This is a genomic window from Klebsiella quasipneumoniae subsp. quasipneumoniae (genome assembly GCF_020525925.1).
GTDB classification, from domain to species: Bacteria; Pseudomonadota; Gammaproteobacteria; order Enterobacterales; family Enterobacteriaceae; genus Klebsiella; species Klebsiella quasipneumoniae.
Genome location: NZ_CP084876.1, coordinates 5,267,029 through 5,284,319, shown reverse-complemented (window position 1 = coordinate 5,284,319; position 17,291 = coordinate 5,267,029). Strand labels below are relative to the sequence as shown.

General features: G+C 55.4%; 15 protein-coding genes. 9 read left to right on the top strand and 6 right to left on the bottom strand.

Annotated elements, in window-relative coordinates; genetic code table 11:
- Positions 1-314: 314 nt before the first annotated feature.
- Positions 315-3,107 carry a DNA polymerase I gene (gene polA / locus LGM20_RS25260; RefSeq protein ID WP_044520853.1) on the top strand — a complete coding sequence of 931 codons (2,793 nt, stop codon included), beginning with the start codon at positions 315-317 and terminating at the stop codon, positions 3,105-3,107.
- Between the two features lie 165 nt (positions 3,108-3,272).
- Complete coding sequence (locus LGM20_RS26720; protein ID WP_071892919.1) at positions 3,273-3,320, top strand: small protein SpfP; 48 nt, start codon at positions 3,273-3,275, stop codon at positions 3,318-3,320.
- A 147-nt stretch (positions 3,321-3,467) separates the two neighbouring features.
- Here LGM20_RS26720 and yihA read toward each other — a convergent pair whose 3' ends face one another.
- A complete protein-coding gene (gene yihA, locus LGM20_RS25255; RefSeq protein ID WP_023291493.1) occupies positions 3,468-4,103 on the bottom strand; it encodes a ribosome biogenesis GTP-binding protein YihA/YsxC in 636 nt (211 codons plus the stop codon).
- 584 nt (positions 4,104-4,687) lie between these two features.
- Here yihA and yihI point away from each other — a divergent pair.
- Together yihI and hemN are read left to right on the top strand one after the other, a co-directional pair.
- On the top strand, positions 4,688-5,194 hold the full coding sequence (gene yihI, locus LGM20_RS25250) for a Der GTPase-activating protein YihI (protein ID WP_002882743.1): 507 nt from the start codon (positions 4,688-4,690) through the stop codon (positions 5,192-5,194).
- Positions 5,195-5,382: 188 nt separating this feature from the next.
- Entirely contained in the window at positions 5,383-6,756 is a 1,374-nt protein-coding gene (gene hemN, locus LGM20_RS25245) for an oxygen-independent coproporphyrinogen III oxidase (protein ID WP_044520856.1), read from the top strand.
- A gap of 35 nt (positions 6,757-6,791) precedes the next feature.
- Here the strand turns inward: hemN and LGM20_RS25240 are convergent, their stop codons facing one another.
- The 4 genes from LGM20_RS25240 to glnA all read right to left on the bottom strand — a co-directional run bounded on the left by LGM20_RS25240 (position 6,792) and on the right by glnA (position 11,078).
- Positions 6,792-6,902, bottom strand: a complete 111-nt coding sequence (locus tag LGM20_RS25240; protein WP_004152951.1) for a YshB family small membrane protein — start codon at positions 6,900-6,902, stop codon at positions 6,792-6,794.
- 110 nt (positions 6,903-7,012) lie between these two features.
- Positions 7,013-8,422, bottom strand: a complete 1,410-nt coding sequence (glnG, locus tag LGM20_RS25235; RefSeq protein WP_002882749.1) for a nitrogen regulation protein NR(I) — start codon at positions 8,420-8,422, stop codon at positions 7,013-7,015.
- Positions 8,423-8,430: 8 nt separating this feature from the next.
- The gene (gene glnL / locus LGM20_RS25230) at positions 8,431-9,480 is read right to left on the bottom strand and encodes a nitrogen regulation protein NR(II) (RefSeq protein WP_004203621.1); all 1,050 of its coding nucleotides are present in this window, start codon (positions 9,478-9,480) and stop codon (positions 8,431-8,433) included.
- Between the two features lie 188 nt (positions 9,481-9,668).
- Complete coding sequence (glnA, locus tag LGM20_RS25225) at positions 9,669-11,078, bottom strand: glutamate--ammonia ligase (RefSeq protein ID WP_004203622.1); 1,410 nt, start codon at positions 11,076-11,078, stop codon at positions 9,669-9,671.
- A 378-nt stretch (positions 11,079-11,456) separates the two neighbouring features.
- Here glnA and typA point away from each other — a divergent pair, with 378 nt between their 5' ends.
- The 5 genes from typA (at position 11,457) to fabY (ending at position 16,289) form a co-directional block, all read left to right on the top strand.
- Complete coding sequence (gene typA, locus LGM20_RS25220; RefSeq protein ID WP_023291496.1) at positions 11,457-13,280, top strand: ribosome-dependent GTPase TypA; 1,824 nt, start codon at positions 11,457-11,459, stop codon at positions 13,278-13,280.
- Between the two features lie 135 nt (positions 13,281-13,415).
- Positions 13,416-14,015 carry a glucose-1-phosphatase gene (yihX, locus tag LGM20_RS25215; RefSeq protein WP_017899838.1) on the top strand — a complete coding sequence of 200 codons (600 nt, stop codon included), beginning with the start codon at positions 13,416-13,418 and terminating at the stop codon, positions 14,013-14,015.
- The gene (locus LGM20_RS25210; RefSeq protein ID WP_004203625.1) at positions 14,009-14,869 is read left to right on the top strand and encodes a virulence factor BrkB family protein; all 861 of its coding nucleotides are present in this window, start codon (positions 14,009-14,011) and stop codon (positions 14,867-14,869) included. The genes yihX and LGM20_RS25210 overlap by 7 nt, the downstream gene beginning before the upstream one ends.
- Positions 14,866-15,303 carry a D-aminoacyl-tRNA deacylase gene (dtd, locus tag LGM20_RS25205; protein WP_004203627.1) on the top strand — a complete coding sequence of 146 codons (438 nt, stop codon included), beginning with the start codon at positions 14,866-14,868 and terminating at the stop codon, positions 15,301-15,303. Before LGM20_RS25210 ends, dtd begins: the two co-directional genes overlap by 4 nt.
- Positions 15,304-15,347: 44 nt before the next feature.
- Positions 15,348-16,289 (top strand): fatty acid biosynthesis protein FabY, encoded by a 942-nt coding sequence (gene fabY / locus LGM20_RS25200; RefSeq protein WP_004178031.1) that lies wholly within the window; start codon positions 15,348-15,350, stop codon positions 16,287-16,289.
- Positions 16,290-16,299: 10 nt separating this feature from the next.
- Here the strand turns inward: fabY and LGM20_RS25195 are convergent, their stop codons facing one another.
- Positions 16,300-17,217 (bottom strand): alpha/beta hydrolase, encoded by a 918-nt coding sequence (locus LGM20_RS25195; protein ID WP_044520862.1) that lies wholly within the window; start codon positions 17,215-17,217, stop codon positions 16,300-16,302.
- Positions 17,218-17,291: the final 74 nt, after the last annotated feature.

The window sequence follows — 17,291 nt, the reverse complement described above, 5'->3', positions numbered from 1 at the left end:
ATGACGGGTCTTACCAGAACAGAAAAAAACAAGGATCTTCTATCCACATGGAAGATTAGGTCATCAAATTAATGCCAGGATCGCTGATCTGTTTTTAAGTGATTGATAAATAGTAATTAATACTATTTATTCATTTATTTCCCGGGGCGGATAAGCTGACGTTGTAAAACTATGCACAAAGTTATCCACAAGCTAAGTTGTCGCGCGATCGCGACGATCGTTGAATCTTTTCCGCGAAATGCGGGAAAAATTCAGGATTTCATGCCCGTCTGTGGCATCCTTTATCCATAATCTGATAAACAGGCACGGAAATTATGGTTCAGATCCCAGAAAACCCTCTCATCCTCGTTGACGGCTCCTCCTATCTTTATCGGGCGTATCATGCGTTTCCGCCGCTGACTAACAGCGCAGGGGAGCCCACCGGGGCTATGTACGGCGTACTGAATATGCTGCGCAGTTTGATTCTGCAGTATCAACCGACTCATGCCGTCGTGGTCTTTGATGCGAAAGGGAAAACCTTCCGTGATGAATTGTTCGAACATTACAAATCTCATCGCCCGCCGATGCCGGACGATCTGCGCGCGCAGATTGAGCCGTTGCATAAGATGGTGAAAGCGATGGGGCTGCCGCTGATGGCGGTCCCGGGCGTCGAAGCTGACGATGTGATTGGCACCCTGGCGCGGGAAGCGGAAAGGGCCGGACGGCCAGTGCTGATCAGTACCGGCGATAAAGACATGGCCCAGCTGGTGACGCCGGGGATCACCCTGATCAATACCATGACCAACACTATCCTCGGGCCGGATGAGGTGGTTACCAAATACGGCGTCCCGCCGGAGCTGATTATTGATTTCCTGGCGCTGATGGGCGACTCCTCGGATAACATTCCTGGCGTGCCGGGTGTGGGCGAAAAGACCGCCCAGGCGCTGCTGCAAGGCCTTGGCGGCCTCGATACGCTGTATGCGGAACCGGAGAAAATCGCTGAACTGAGCTTCCGCGGCGCGAAAACGATGGCGGCGAAGCTGGAGCAGAACAAGGAGGTGGCTTATCTCTCTTATCAGCTGGCGACCATCAAAACCGACGTCGAGCTGGAGCTCACTTGTGAAGAGCTTGAGGTGCAGCCGCCGGCGGCAGACGATCTGCTGGCGCTGTTCAGACAGTATGAGTTTAAGCGCTGGACCACCGACGTTGAAGCCGGGAAATGGCTGCAGGCGAAGGGGGGCAAACCGGCTGCGAAACCTGCAGTGCGCGCAGCAGCAGCAGAAGCCGAAGAAGAGGTTGAAGCCGCTACTGCACTTTCAGCAGAACACTATGTCACTATCCTTGATGAGGCCACGCTGCTCACCTGGATCGATAAGCTGAAGCAGGCGCCGCTCTTTGCCTTTGATACGGAAACCGACAGCCTGGATAACATCTCCGCCAACATGGTCGGCCTTTCATTCGCTGTTGAGCCGGGCGTGGCCGCCTATGTCCCGGTAGCGCATGATTACCTTGATGCGCCGGACCAGATCCCGCGTGAGCGCGTGCTGGCGCTGCTTAAACCGCTGCTGGAGGATGAGAAGCTGCTCAAGGTTGGGCAAAATCTCAAATACGATCGCGGCATTTTGGCTAATTACGACATTGAGCTGCGCGGGATTGCGTTCGATACCATGCTGGAATCTTACATTCTCGACAGCGTGGCGGGCCGCCACGATATGGACAGTCTTTCCGACCGCTGGCTGAAGCATAAAACGATTACCTTCGAAGAGATCGCTGGCAAGGGTAAGAATCAGCTCACCTTTAACCAGATTGCGCTGGAAGAGGCTGGTCGCTACGCGGCGGAAGACGCCGACGTCACGCTTCAGTTGCATCTGAAAATGTGGCCGAAGCTGCAGCAGCATGAAGGTCCGCTGAATATCTTCCAGCACATTGAAATGCCGCTGGTGCCGGTGCTGTCTCGCGTTGAGCGCAATGGCGTTAAAATCGACCCCGCCGTGCTGCATGCGCACTCGCAGGAAATTGCCCAGCGCCTGGTTGAGCTGGAGCAGCGGGCGCATGAGATCGCCGGGGAAGCGTTTAATCTCTCCTCCACCAAACAGCTGCAAACGATCCTGTTTGAAAAACAGGGTATCAAACCGCTGAAGAAGACGCCGGGCGGCGCGCCGTCAACCTCTGAAGAGGTACTGGAAGAGCTGGCGCTCGATTACCCGTTGCCGAAGGTGATTCTGGAGTACCGTGGGCTGGCGAAGCTGAAGTCGACCTATACCGATAAGCTGCCGCTGATGATTAACCCCAAAACGGGCCGCGTGCATACCTCCTATCATCAGGCGGTTACCGCCACTGGCCGTTTGTCGTCTACCGATCCAAACCTGCAAAATATTCCGGTGCGTAACGAAGAAGGGCGCCGTATTCGCCAGGCGTTTATCGCGCCGGAAGATTACGTCATTGTCTCGGCGGACTACTCGCAAATCGAGCTGCGCATTATGGCGCACCTGTCGCGGGATAAAGGCCTGCTGACCGCCTTCGCGGAAGGGAAGGATATTCACCGGGCGACGGCGGCTGAAGTGTTTGGCTTACCGCTGGACAGCGTCAGCAGCGAACAGCGGCGCAGTGCGAAAGCTATCAACTTCGGTCTGATCTATGGCATGAGCGCCTTTGGCCTGGCCCGCCAGCTGAACATCCCGCGTAAAGAAGCGCAGAAGTACATGGATCTTTATTTCGAGCGTTATCCGGGCGTGCTGGAGTATATGGAGCGCACCCGCGCACAGGCGAAGGAGCAAGGTTATGTTGAAACGCTGGATGGCCGTCGACTCTATTTACCGGATATCAAGTCCAGCAATGGCGCTCGTCGCGCCGGTGCGGAACGTGCGGCGATTAACGCCCCGATGCAGGGGACGGCTGCGGATATCATCAAGCGGGCGATGATTGCCGTTGATGAATGGCTGCGCAGCGAGAAGCCTCGCGTGCGGATGATCATGCAGGTTCACGATGAACTGGTCTTTGAAGTGCATAAAGATGAGCTTGATGCCGTATCGAAAAAGATCCACGAACTGATGGAGAACAGCACTACGCTGGCGGTACCGTTGCTGGTGGAAGTGGGCAGCGGAGAAAACTGGGATCAAGCGCACTAAGTATACAAAGCGCAACGCGATTTTCTGTAAGTAAGCAACATAACTTATAGAGTTTTGTGAGGATCATTTGAATTTGCTATGTAAATAGTGAAAAAAAACTACAAAAAATGCTTTATCCGTGAGCGAAAGAAGAGTAGAGTTATTCGCGTAGGGTACAGAGGTAAGATGTTCTATCTTTCAGACCTTTTACTTCACGTAATCGGATTTGGCTGAATATTTTAGCCGCCCCGGTCATTTATGACCGGGGCGTTTTTTATTGCGCGAAAGAAAAGTGGCAAAGGAACAGGACACGCTTGTGCTTGATTCTGGAGAGGAACTCGGATAAGGCGCGGTACGCTCTTATCCGGCTGTTCGTGACGATTACTCGTCTGCGGCGCGCTCTTCTTCCTGCGGTGGGATTTCGTTAAACCAGCTATCCAGCTTCTGTCGCAGCTTATCCACGCCAGATTTTTTCAGCGAGGAGAAGGGTTCAACCTGGACATCGCCATTGAAGGCCAGTACCGCTTCACGCACCATATTCACTTGCGCTTTACGCGCGCCGCTGGCGAGCTTATCGGCTTTGGTCAGCAGCACCAGCACCTGAATATCGCTTTCTACCGCCCATTGGATCATCTGCTGATCGAGATCTTTAAGCGGGTGGCGAATGTCCATCAGAACCACCAGGCCCTTCAGGCACAGACGTTTTTCCAGGTATTCTCCCAGCGCGCGCTGCCACTTGATCTTCATCTCTTCCGGGACTTGCGCATAACCATAGCCGGGCAGGTCGACCAGGCGTTTGCCTTCGGCAACTTCGAACAGGTTAATCAGCTGTGTACGTCCGGGCGTTTTGGAGGTCCGCGCCAGGCTTTTCTGGTTGGTCAGCGTATTCAGTGCGCTGGATTTTCCCGCATTGGAGCGGCCGGCGAATGCCACTTCAATACCAGTATCGGCAGGAAGATGGCGGATATCTGGCGCGCTGGTGACAAAGTGCGTCAGTTGATAATTCCAGTTGGTCAAGACGGTCGTCTCCGTTAAAACAGGCTATGGCAGGGATTATACCTGAACAGCAGAAAAAGGCTGTTTTTACCGCACGCCGGTTCTGTAAGTAAAAACCCTGCACTTTGTGAGATATTGGCTATTCTTCGTATAGGACATGCCTGAGAAAAATAAGGCCAATAAATCATAACCATATGAAACTAAATAAATTATAAAAATAGAGAAATCTGAAAGTAGATTTTTAACGGCCAGACTGGTTGTCGATTTTTGTCAACACGGTAAAGTAATACACAACGGCGAGGATGCTGAAAAGGATGAGGACTCAGGACGAGGGGTCAGGAAGCGCCAGGAGGCGAAGACCACAGGATTGTCAGGATGACACGCGTTTTGGAAACGTTTCAAAGGGAAAAGGAAGAAACAGGGACCGTTGGACGCTAAGGGAAAGACAGGGTAAGTCGTTAGCGAACAGGGAAAGAAGAGCCCGTTAAGGGTGGTCAGTGAGGAAAAAGGCGACAGAGTAATCTGTCGCCTTTTTTCTTTGCTTGCTTTCTGCTAGATTCCGCCTCAATTCTATACTGAATAATACTGTCTGAAGATTACACACCATGAAAAAACCGACATCCGCCACCCGTGGCAAATCCGGCCGCAAGTCGCGTGAAGAGTTAAATCAGGAAGCTCGCGATCGCAAACGGCAGAAGAAACATCGTGGCCACGCGGCAGGAAGTCGCGCGAACGGCGGCGATGCGGCTTCAGCGGGTAAAAAACAGCGCCAGGCGCAAGATCCGCGCGTGGGCAGCAAAAAACCAATCCCGCTGGGCGTGAGCGAAAGCAGCGCTCCAGCTCCCAAGCAGCATAAACCAAAGAGCGAGAAACCTATGCTTTCACCGCAGGCTGAGCTGGAGTTGCTGGAGAATGATGAGCGCCTGGACGCGCTGCTGGAACGTCTGGAAGAGGGCGGTACCCTGAATGCTGAAGAGCAGAGCTGGGTGGATGCCAAACTGGATCGTATTGATGAGCTGATGCAGCAGCTCGGCCTCTCTTACGATGACGAAGATGAAGAAGAGGAAGAGCGTCAGGAAGATATGATGCGTCTGCTGAAGGGTGGAAACTAACATTTGCATCCCATCGGATCCCCGGTACTGCTTATAACCCTTCTGGTTATATGTTATCTGCTGTGGTTATTCGTTAAACTACGACGGTTGTCGCGGCGTCAGAAATGGCTGCGCAACCGGCTCATGACCCGCGGTGCGGTGGGGCCGGGACGGCGTACCCGTCGGCGGCACCATCGGAAGGAGTGAGCATGTCTGAGCAGATAATCGACTGGGATCTGGCCCTGATCCAGAAATATAACTATTCCGGGCCGCGCTATACCTCGTATCCCACCGCGCTGGAGTTTTCACCACAATTCGGCGCGGCGGAATTCGATGCCGCTGTGGCCCGTTACCCACAGCGCCCCCTGTCGCTGTATGTGCATATCCCGTTTTGCCATAAGCTGTGTTATTTCTGCGGCTGCAATAAGATCGTCACCCGCCAGCAGCATAAGGCCGATCAGTATCTCGATCTCCTTGAACAGGAGATCATCCACCGCTCGCCGCTGTTTGCCAACCGTCAGGTTAAGCAACTGCACTGGGGAGGCGGCACGCCGACCTATCTCAATAAGGCGCAAATCAGTCGCCTGATGGATCTGTTGCGTACCCATTTTCATTTCAGCGCCGAAGCCGAGATCTCTATCGAGGTCGATCCGCGTGAAATCGAGCTGGATGTCCTCGATCATTTACGCGCTGAGGGTTTCAACCGCCTGAGTATGGGCGTGCAGGACTTCAATAAAGAGGTTCAGCGTCTGGTTAACCGCGAGCAGGACGAAGCGTTCATCTTTGACTTGCTTCGCCATGCGCGGGAGATTGGATTTACTTCGACCAATATCGACCTCATCTACGGCCTGCCGAAGCAAACGCCGGAGAGCTTTGCCTTCACCCTTCAAAAGGTCGCCGAGCTCAACCCTGACCGCCTGAGCGTGTTTAACTACGCGCATCTGCCTACGCTCTTTGCCGCACAGCGCAAAATTAAAGATGCCGATCTGCCCTCCGCTGAACAGAAGCTGGAGATCCTCCAGGAGACCATCGGCTCGCTGACGGCGGCGGGCTATCAGTTTATCGGCATGGACCACTTCGCGCGTCCTGATGATGAATTAGCGGTCGCGCAACGTCACGGCGTACTGCATCGCAACTTCCAGGGCTACACCACTCAGGGCGATACCGATTTGCTGGGGATGGGCGTGTCTGCGATCAGCATGATTGGCGACAGCTACGCTCAGAACCAAAAAGAGCTGAAGCAGTACTACCAGCAGGTGGCGGAGCAAGGGAACGCCCTGTGGCGCGGGATAGCGTTAACCCGTGACGACTGTTTGCGTCGCGACGTGATTAAGGCGTTGATCTGTAACTTCCGTCTGGATATTGATGCCGTCGAAGCGCAGTGGGCCGTGGATTTTCAGACTTATTTTGCCGAGGACCTGAAACTGCTGGCGCCGCTGGCGCATGACGGGCTGGTGGTGGTGGAGAGTAAGGCTATCCAGGTAACGGCGAAAGGCCGCCTGCTGATCCGCAACATCTGCATGTGCTTTGATGCCTATCTCCGGCAAAAGGCTCGGATGCAGCAGTTCTCACGGGTGATTTAATGTTTTCCCCCTCTCCCGCAGGAGAGGGGGAACAATTAGCTGAACAGCCCGACCAGCGCAGCGCACAGCACGGCAGCGACTGCCGTTTGCGGCGTGTGACTCGCAGCGGCGCCGCTCGATATCATACTCACCAGTGATTCAAACATGATGCTCTCCCCTAATGCCGGGCACGATCATACTCAACTCATCGGAACAGTAAAGTACAAAATAGCAGCACTTTGCGCTGATCGGCTATTTTTCATCACGCCGTCAAACCCTACTCCATACCCAACTCTTTTAGCTTACGCGTCAGGGTATTACGACCCCATCCCAGCAGGCGCGCAGCCTCCTGTTTATGTCCTTGAGTATGACGCAGGGCGGTTGTCAGCAGCGTGCGTTCCATTTCGGGTTGCGCTTCTGAGAGCAGGTTTTGATGACCGGAGCGCAGCGCCCGATCGGCCCACTGACCCAGCAGCGTCGCCCAGCTGTCTGGCTGCATCTGCGTCGGGCTATCAGGAATGGTGGTCTCAAACAGTTCGCTCGGCAGATCCTGCGTCAGCACCTCCTGGCCGGCGGCCATGACGGTGAGCCAGCGACAGGTGTTTTCCAGCTGGCGAACGTTGCCCGGCCACGCCAGGCGGGTCAGCGCTGTCTCCGTTTCCGGATGCAGCTGTTTGGCTTCAACACCTAGCTCGCGGGCGGCAATCTGCAGAAAATGGCGGGCCAGACGAGGAATATCTTCCCGACGCTCGCGCAGCGGCGGCAAATGCACCCGGATCACGTTCAGGCGGTGGAATAAATCTTCACGGAATTTCCCCTCCTGCACCCGCTGCTCCAGATTCTGGTGGGTGGCGGCGATGATCCGCACATCGACCTTCACCGGCGCGTAACCGCCCACGCGATAAAACTGGCCATCCGCCAGAACGCGCAGCAGGCGAGTCTGGACATCCAGCGGCATATCGCCAATTTCATCCAGGAACAGCGTGCCGCCGTCAGCCTGTTCAAAGCGACCCTGACGGACGGTATTGGCGCCGGTAAAGGCCCCTTTTTCATGCCCAAACAGTTCCGATTCGATCAGGTCCTTGGGGATCGCCGCCATATTCAGCGCGATAAATGGCGCTTTTGAGCGCGGGCTATGACGATGCAGGGCATGAGCGACAAGCTCTTTACCGGTACCGGATTCGCCATTGATCAGCACGCTGATGGATGAGCGCGACAGACGGCCAATAATGCGAAAGACATCCTGCATGGCCGGCGCCTCGCCAATGATATCGGCGGTGGGGCTGCTTATCGGCGCATTTCGCGGCTGCTGCTGCTCCTGATAGTGGCTAATCGCCCGGTCGACGAGGGCGACGGCTTCATCGATATCAAAAGGTTTGGGCAGATAATCAAACGCGCCTTGTTGATAAGCGCTGACCGCAGCGTCCAGATCGGAATGCGCGGTCATTATGATGACCGGAAGCATTGGATGACGCTGCTTAATCTGTTTGAGCAGCGCCAGGCCATCCATTCCCGGCATACGGATATCTGACAGCAGTACATCCGGGGTTTTGGTGGTGAGGGCATCTAGCACCTCATTGCCGCTTTCGAACGTTGTGCAGCTCAAGCCGGCTCCGGTGAGCGCGCGTTCAAGCACCCAGCGGATGGAGCTATCGTCATCAACGATCCAGGCTATCCCTCGTTGCATAAACACCTCTACTTCCGAATAGGCAGGTATACCGAAAATTCGGTATGACCCGGCCAGCTGGTGAATTCAATTTTGCCGGAGTGCTGATCGATAAGGCTGCGGGCGATAGATAAGCCCAGGCCGGTACCGCCTTCGCGGCCGCTGACCATCGGATAAAACAACGTATCCTGGAGCTGGGGCGGAATACCCGGGCCATTATCTTCGACGTCAATACGGGCGGCGAGGCGATAACGCACCCCGTGCAGCGTCAGCTGGAAAGCGGTCCGGGTACGGAGAACAATTTCGCCCCCTTCCGGCCCCAGCGCCTGCAGCGCATTACGGACGATGTTCAGCAACACCTGTTCAATTTGATCCGGGTCGTGGGGGAGTTCCGGCAGGCTGGGGTCGTAATCACGGATCAACTTCACGTTGTCCGGCAACTCCATCGAGACCAGTTTCACTACCCGTTCGGCGACCTTGTGGATGCTTTCGGTAACGTGCATGCCCGGATGCTGTGGCCCGAGCAGGCGATCGACCAGATTTCTCAGCCGGTCGGCCTGCTCGATGATCACTTTGGTATATTCCGTTAGCGCCGGGTCGGGCAGGGCTTTGCTGAGCAGCTGTGCCGCGCCGCGCAGGCCGCCTAACGGGTTTTTAATCTCGTGCGCCAGGCCGCGGACCAGATCGCGGGCGGCGACCTGCTGCGCGTGCTGTAGCTGCTCCTGGCTCAGGCGGCGCTGGTTATCCATCGGCGCCATTTCCAGCAGAATAAAGCCTTCCGGCAGCCGCTGGGCGGTCAGCGACAGGATATGCGAGCGGCCATCGATAACCAGCGTCACTTCGTTATCGGTAAAACCCTGGCCCGCCTGCAGACTCTCCTGCATCAGCCCGATATTCAATGAGAAATAGCTCAACAGCTCAGGTAACGGGGTGCCAAACAGTTTGCGCGAACTCTGCGCCAGCAGCTGCTGGGCCGCAGGATTGGCAAAGTGCACCGCCAGGTCGTCATCGACCAGTAAGATACTGTTGATAAGAGAGTTAAGGATCTGCCCAGCATCGGGCAGTGTGCCTGTTGCCATTCGACAGTCTCCTGAAAAAGAGTGCACCAATTTAGTGCAGTATAGCTTTTTATCGGTAAAAAGCTCGCGAGATCAGCGTGTTGGTGGAGAAAAAAGCCCATCCTGAGATGGGCTGAAAGTTTCCACGGCAACAAAATATCCCGGGTATCCCGCGCCACAACACGACATACCCTGGATTTACAGCAAAATTAGACGCTGTAGTACAGTTCGAACTCAACCGGATGCGGAGTCATGCGTACGCGGTCGTTCTCTTCCAGACGCAGGGCGATGTAAGCATCGATAGCGTCATTAGTGAAGACGCCGCCAGCTGTCAGGAACTCGCGGTCAGCATCCAGGGCCTGCAGGGCTTCTTCCAGAGAACCGGCAACCTGCGGGATCTCTTTCGCTTCTTCCGGCGGCAGGTCGTACAGGTTTTTGTCCATTGCTTCGCCCGGATGGATTTTGTTCTTGATACCATCGAGGCCAGCCATCAGCAGCGCCGCAAAGCACAGGTACGGGTTGGCAGCCGGGTCCGGGAAGCGCACTTCGATACGACGCGCTTTCGGAGAGGTCACCACCGGAATACGGATGGAGGCAGAGCGGTTACGGGCAGAGTAAGCCAGCATAACCGGCGCTTCGTAACCCGGGACCAGACGCTTGTAGGAGTTGGTGGTCGGGTTCGCCAGGGCGTTGATGGCTTTAGCGTGTTTGATTACGCCGCCGATGTAGAACAGCGCCTGCTCAGACAGACCTGCGTATTTGTCGCCGGAGAACAGGTTGGTGCCGTTCTTCGCCAGAGACATATGGCAGTGCATGCCGGAGCCGTTGTCGCCGAACATCGGTTTCGGCATAAAGGTCGCGGTTTTACCAAAGCGGTGAGCGACGTTGTGAACAACGTATTTGTAAATCTGAATTTCGTCCGCTTTTTTGGTCATGGTGTTGAAGCGGGTTGCCACTTCGTTCTGACCTGCGGTAGCCACTTCGTGGTGGTGAGCTTCAACAACCAGGCCCATCTCTTCCATGATCATACACATGGTGGAACGGATATCCTGAGAAGAGTCTACTGGCGGAACCGGGAAGTAACCCCCTTTCACGCCCGGACGGTGACCTTTGTTACCGCCTTCGTATTTGGTGGAGGAGTTCCACGCACCTTCGATGTCATCGATCGCGACATGGGAGCCGGAGATAGAGGCGCCGAAACGGATGTCGTCGAACAGGAAGAATTCTGGTTCTGGCCCAAACAGGACGGTGTCAGCGATGCCGGTGGCGCGCAGGTACTCTTCAGCGCGTTTCGCGATGGAGCGCGGGTCACGGTCATAGCCCTGCAGGGTGCCTGGCTCGAGGATATCGCAGCGGATGATCAGGGTCGGTTCTTCGTAGAACGGGTCAATGACCGCGGTGGAAGCGTCCGGCATCAGGACCATGTCAGATTCGTTGATACCTTTCCAGCCACCAATCGAGGAGCCATCAAACATTTTGCCTTCTTCGAAGAATTCGGCATTTACCTGATGAGACGGAATCGTGACGTGCTGTTCTTTACCTTTGGTATCGGTGAAGCGCAGATCGACAAACTTCACTTCGTGCTCGTTCAGCATCGTCAAAACGTGTTCAGCGGACATACTTAAACTCTCCCGGATTGGTCATTGTCGTCGTGGTAACGAAAACTTCATACTGCTTAAAAGTGGCGTTGTTGCCTTAAAAAATATAAAGCGAAATCTGTGCCAACTTTTAAATGCCCTATAAAACGCTGTATCATGCGCACCATAGTGCAAAAGGACTGCACCATGATGGAGATAATGCACCAAAATAGTGCCTCAGTGTGAACATTGAGCACCATTTTGGTGCAATTTTTGTTACGGTGCCCTTTTATCGCTCCGTGAAAGCGGTCACAAAGAAACTCTGCAATACTTGTTTGCGGAGGATGTTTGTGATCCTGTTCAGTCCTTCGCTTAATACGTGTACAATAACGCGCTATTTCTAATGCCTGAGGCAAAGTTGTGATCGAAAATCTGCGTAATATCGCCATCATCGCGCACGTTGACCATGGTAAAACTACCCTGGTTGACAAGCTGCTACAGCAATCCGGTACGTTCGACGCACGTACTGAAGCACAAGAACGTGTGATGGACTCCAACGATTTGGAGAAAGAGCGTGGGATTACCATCCTCGCGAAAAACACCGCAATCAAATGGAATGATTACCGTATCAACATCGTTGATACCCCAGGGCACGCCGACTTCGGAGGTGAAGTTGAGCGTGTTATGTCCATGGTTGACTCTGTGCTGCTGGTGGTAGATGCCTTTGATGGCCCGATGCCGCAAACGCGCTTCGTGACCAAAAAAGCTTTTGCCCACGGTCTGAAGCCGATCGTGGTCATCAACAAAGTTGACCGCCCGGGCGCGCGTCCGGACTGGGTTGTCGATCAGGTGTTCGACCTGTTCGTTAACCTCGACGCGACCGACGAACAGCTGGACTTCCCGATCGTTTACGCGTCCGCGCTGAACGGTATCGCGGGTCTGGACCACGAAGACATGGCTGAAGACATGACCCCGCTGTACCAGGCGATTGTCGATCGCGTGCCGGCGCCGGATGTTGACCTTGACGGTCCGCTGCAGATGCAGATCTCCCAGCTGGACTACAACAACTACGTTGGCGTCATCGGCATCGGCCGCATCAAACGCGGTAAAGTGAAGCCGAACCAGCAGGTCACTATCATCGATAGCGAAGGCAAAACCCGTAACGGTAAAGTCGGTAAAGTACTGACCCACCTGGGTCTTGAGCGTATCGAGAGCGACGTAGCTGAAGCTGGCGACATCATCGCGATCACCGGTCTGGGCGAGCTGAACATCTCCGACACCATCTGCGATCCGCAGAATGTCGAAGCGCTGCCGGCCCTGTCCGTCGATGAACCGACCGTTTCCATGTTCTTCAACGTCAACACCTCTCCGTTCTGCGGTAAAGAAGGTAAGTTCGTTACCTCTCGCCAGATTCTGGACCGCCTGAACAAAGAGCTGGTGCACAACGTGGCGCTGCGCGTTGAAGAAACCGAAGACGCTGATGCGTTCCGCGTTTCCGGCCGTGGTGAACTGCACCTGTCCGTTCTGATTGAAAACATGCGTCGTGAAGGTTTCGAGATGGCGGTTTCCCGTCCGAAAGTTATCTTCCGTGAAATCGACGGCCGTAAACAAGAGCCGTTCGAGAACGTGACGCTGGACGTCGAAGAGCAGCACCAGGGTTCTGTTATGCAGGCGCTGGGCGAGCGTAAAGGCGACCTGAAAAACATGAATCCGGACGGAAAAGGCCGCGTACGTCTCGACTACGTGATCCCAAGCCGCGGTCTGATCGGCTTCCGTTCAGAGTTCATGACCATGACCTCCGGTACCGGTCTGCTGTACTCCACCTTCAGCCACTACGACGACGTTCGTCCGGGCGAAGTGGGCCAGCGTAACAACGGCGTGCTGATCTCCAACGGTCAGGGTAAAGCGGTAGCGTTCGCCCTGTTCGGTCTGCAGGATCGCGGTAAGCTGTTCCTCGGTCACGGTGCGGAAGTTTACGAAGGCCAGATCATCGGTATTCACAGCCGTTCTAACGACCTGACGGTAAACTGCCTGACCGGTAAGAAACTGACCAACATGCGTGCGTCCGGTACTGACGAAGCCACGGTTCTGGTTCCGCCGGTTAAGATGACCCTGGAGCAGGCTCTGGAGTTCATCGATGACGACGAACTGGTAGAAGTCACTCCGACCTCTATCCGTATCCGTAAACGTCACCTGACCGAGAACGACCGTAAACGCGCAATGCGCGGTGCAAAAGAAGAGTAATTTATTCTTCTTGTTGTTCGTAAAACCCCGCCTCTCCGGCGGGGTTTCTTTTTTTGATTCCTGCATCACACGCCAATAGTCAAATCCTGCCTTTCCCGCTAAAGTTAATTTTCCACGGCGCGGAAGGAGACGAAAATGCTCTATATCTTTGATTTAGGTAATGTGATTGTCGACATTGACTTCAACCGGGTATTGGGGGCCTGGAGCGATTTAACCCGCATCCCGCTGGCGACGCTGAAGCAGCATTTCACCATGGGAGAGGCATTCCATCAGCATGAGCGCGGCGAGCTCAGCGATGAAGATTTTGCCGCCGCCATGTGCCATGAAATGAATATGTCCCTCAGCTATGAGCAGTTTGCTCACGGCTGGCAGGCGGTGTTTGTCGCGCTGCGTCCGGAAGTGATTGCGATCATGCAAAAACTGCGTGCCCAGGGCCATCGCGTGGTGGTGCTCTCCAATACCAATCGTCTTCACACCACGTTCTGGCCGGATGAATACCCGGAAGTGCGCGCTGCCGCCGATCGCATCTATCTGTCTCAGGAGATGGGAATGCGTAAGCCTGAAGCGCAAATTTATCAGCGAGTACTGGAAGAAGAGGGTTTTTCCGCCGCAGATACGGTCTTTTTTGATGATAACGTCGATAATATAGCAGGGGCTAACCGGTTGGGGATCACCAGTATTCTGGTGACCGGGAAGAAGACCATCCCTGACTATTTCGCGAAACAGCTATGTTAAGAACCGTTCATCAAAAATTACTCCACCATACCCGGCCGCTGCTGGCGTGGCTTAAGCTGCTGTGGCGGCGTATTGATGAAGACCATATGACCACCCTGGCGGGGAACCTCGCCTATGTGTCATTACTGTCCCTGGTGCCGCTGATTGCCGTCGTGTTCGCGCTGTTTGCGGCCTTCCCCATGTTCTCCGAAGTCAGCGTGCAGATCCGCCATTTTATCTTCGCCAATTTTATTCCGGCGACCGGGGATGTGATCCAGGGATATATCGAGCAGTTCGTCGCCAATTCCAGCCGCATGACCGCCGTAGGCGCCTTTGGCCTGATCGTGACCTCGCTGCTGCTGATGTACTCGATCGACAGCGCGCTAAACACCATCTGGCGCAGCACGCGCAGCCGGCCCAAAGTTTACTCCTTTGCCGTCTACTGGATGATCCTGACCCTTGGTCCGCTGCTGGCGGGCGCCAGCCTGGCGATCAGTTCCTATCTGCTGTCGCTGCGCTGGGCAAGCGACCTCGACGGCGTAATTGATAATCTGCTCCGCCTTTTCCCGCTGATCCTCTCCTGGGCAGCATTCTGGCTGCTCTACAGTATTGTACCCACCACCCAGGTGCGTAACCGCGACGCGGTGATCGGGGCGCTGGTGGCGGCGCTGCTGTTCGAGGCAGGTAAAAAAGCGTTTGCCCTCTATATCACCACCTTTCCGTCCTATCAGCTCATTTATGGCGTGATTTCGGTGGTGCCGATTTTGTTCGTCTGGGTGTACTGGACCTGGTGTATCGTCTTGCTTGGCGCTGAAATTACTGTCACTCTCGGTGAATACCGCAAACTTAAAACAGAAGAAACAGAACAACCATGATTGCATTAATTCAACGCGTATCCCGTGCAAGCGTTACCGTGGCGGACGAAGTGACGGGCGAAATTGGCCCGGGGCTTCTGGTGCTGCTGGGGGTCGAAAAAGACGATGATGAACAAAAAGCGAATCGCCTCTGCGAGCGCGTGCTGGGCTACCGCATCTTCAGCGATGCGGAGGGGAAAATGAACCTGAATGTTCAGCAGGCGGGCGGCAGCGTGCTGGTGGTTTCGCAATTTACGCTGGCGGCCGATACCGAGCGGGGGATGCGGCCGAGCTTCTCGAAAGGTGCTGCTCCGGACCGCGCTGAGGCGCTGTATGAGTATTTTGTCGCCCGCTGTCGCCAGCAGGAAATGAACACCCAGACCGGAAGATTCGCTGCGGATATGCAGGTTTCTTTGGTCAATGATGGTCCCGTGACCTTTTGGTTGCAGGTATGACCCAGCTTCCGGGCAGGCTGCGGGTAACAAAAGAGAGTACGACTATGTATCACCTTCGTGTACCGCAAACAGCAGAAGAGTTAGAGAGCTACTATCAGTTCCGTTGGGAAATGCTGCGTAAGCCGCTGCATCAGCCTAAGGGTTCGGAACGTGACGCCTGGGATGCGATGGCGCATCATCAGATGGTGGTGGATGAAGAGGGCAACCTGGTGGCCGTCGGCCGGCTATATATCAATGCGGAGAATGAAGCTTCCATTCGCTTTATGGCCGTTCATCCCTCGGTGCAGGATAAAGGGCTGGGTACGCTGATGGCGATGACCCTCGAGTCCGTCGCGCGTCAGGAAGGGGTTAAGCGGGTCACCTGTAGCGCTCGCGAAGATGCGGTGGAGTTTTTCGCCAAGCTCGGCTTTGTCAATCAGGGGGAGATTACTACCCCGACCACCACGCCGATCCGTCATTTCCTGATGATTAAACCGGTCGCGTCGCTGGACGATATTCTCCACCGCGGCGACTGGTGCGCGCAGCTACAGCAGGCGTGGTATCAGCATATCCCGCTGAGTGAAAAGATGGGCGTGCGCATTCAGCAGTACACCGGGCAGAAATTTATTACTACCATGCCGGAAGCGGGGAATCAGAATCCGCACCACACGCTGTTTGCCGGCAGCTTGTTCTCGCTCGCCACCTTAACCGGATGGGGGCTTATCTGGCTGATGCTGCGCGAGCGGCACCTGGGGGGCACCATCATTCTGGCGGATGCGCACATCCGCTACAGTCAGCCCATTAGCGGCCGCCCCAGCGCCATTGCCGACCTCGGTTCTCTGAGCGGCGATCTTGACCGTCTGGCGCGTGGGCGTAAAGCCCGCGTGCAAATGCAGGTGGAGCTTTTTGGCGACGATAAACAGGGCGCCGTATTCGAGGGGATCTACATCGTGCTGCCGGCGAAGCCCTTTGGCTCTTACGAAGAGGGCGGCAACGAGGAAGAGTAGCCCCGGGCGGTTATCGTCCTGGCGATGCTACGCGCCAGGCGATATCCCGCATGGCCTCTCGCGCGGCGCGGCTGATCCCCCCCAGCTGAAAGAAGCCGTGGATCACTCCCAGATAGCGCTGACAGGAACTCTCCACCCCTTGCGCCATCAGCCTTCGATGCAGCGCTTCGCCCTCGTCGCGTAAAGGATCGAACTCCGCCGTCAGAATATGCACCGGCGGCAAACCGTGAAAATCGTCGCGCCAGAGCGGACTGGCATCCGGATGGTTCGCCGGCGTCGAGGCGAGGTACATTTCATAGCCGCTCAGCAGCGTGTCCCGGGTAATCACATAGTCAGCGCCGTTGCTGACGTAGCTCGCCATGCTGGCGGTGGGGTCAAGCATGGGATAAATCAGAATCAGTTGCGCGGGTTGCCACGCCGTATTCGCTTTCAGGCGCAGGGCCGTTACCAGAGCGAGGTGCCCGCCGGCGCTGTCGCCAGCCAGGGTGATGCGTGATGCGTCAACGCCAAGCTGCTCCGCGTGTCGGTGGATAATCATGACACCTTGTTCTGCGTCATCGTGCGCTGCCGGAAAGGTATGCTCCGGCGCCAGGCGGTACTGCACGGCGATCACCCGGCAGCCGCTGAACCAGGCTAGCTGACGGAGCTGATTGTCGTGGGTGGCAAAGCCGCCGCTGACAAAACAGCCGCCGTGGTAGTAGATAAGTGTCGGCAACAAGCCGCTGGCGGTGGGTGGTGAAACGATGCGGAAGTTCATCCCCTCCAGCGTGATATCCTCCACCCGCACTCTGGTTTCCATCTCCCCGGCGAGTACCGCGCTGGCGATATAGCCGGCTCTCCGATCATCAATATGTTGATCGCGTGATGACGGACGCTCTGCCGCAATAAACGCCTCAACCAGCGAAGCAATCCCTTTTTCCAGCGCCATGTGAAGTTCCTTATACTGTTTTAATATCCAGTGTTATAGCCTGGATTATGGCGAAAAGACAGACTTGATGAGAT

Excerpts from the sequence above, each read along its gene's own strand:
- polA (WP_044520853.1), top strand. The coding sequence starts at position 315 with ATGGTTCAGATCCCAGAAAACCCTCTCATCCTCGTTGACGGCTCCTCC.
- yihI (WP_002882743.1), top strand. The coding sequence starts at position 4,688 with ATGAAAAAACCGACATCCGCCACCCGTGGCAAATCCGGCCGCAAGTCG.
- hemN (WP_044520856.1), top strand. The coding sequence starts at position 5,383 with ATGTCTGAGCAGATAATCGACTGGGATCTGGCCCTGATCCAGAAATAT.
- LGM20_RS25240 (WP_004152951.1), bottom strand. The coding sequence starts at position 6,902 with ATGTTTGAATCACTGGTGAGTATGATATCGAGCGGCGCCGCTGCGAGT.
- glnG (WP_002882749.1), bottom strand. The coding sequence starts at position 8,422 with ATGCAACGAGGGATAGCCTGGATCGTTGATGACGATAGCTCCATCCGC.
- glnL (WP_004203621.1), bottom strand. The coding sequence starts at position 9,480 with ATGGCAACAGGCACACTGCCCGATGCTGGGCAGATCCTTAACTCTCTT.
- glnA (WP_004203622.1), bottom strand. The coding sequence starts at position 11,078 with ATGTCCGCTGAACACGTTTTGACGATGCTGAACGAGCACGAAGTGAAG.
- yihX (WP_017899838.1), top strand. The coding sequence starts at position 13,416 with ATGCTCTATATCTTTGATTTAGGTAATGTGATTGTCGACATTGACTTC.
- LGM20_RS25210 (WP_004203625.1), top strand. The coding sequence starts at position 14,009 with ATGTTAAGAACCGTTCATCAAAAATTACTCCACCATACCCGGCCGCTG.
- dtd (WP_004203627.1), top strand. The coding sequence starts at position 14,866 with ATGATTGCATTAATTCAACGCGTATCCCGTGCAAGCGTTACCGTGGCG.
- fabY (WP_004178031.1), top strand. The coding sequence starts at position 15,348 with ATGTATCACCTTCGTGTACCGCAAACAGCAGAAGAGTTAGAGAGCTAC.
- LGM20_RS25195 (WP_044520862.1), bottom strand. The coding sequence starts at position 17,217 with ATGGCGCTGGAAAAAGGGATTGCTTCGCTGGTTGAGGCGTTTATTGCG.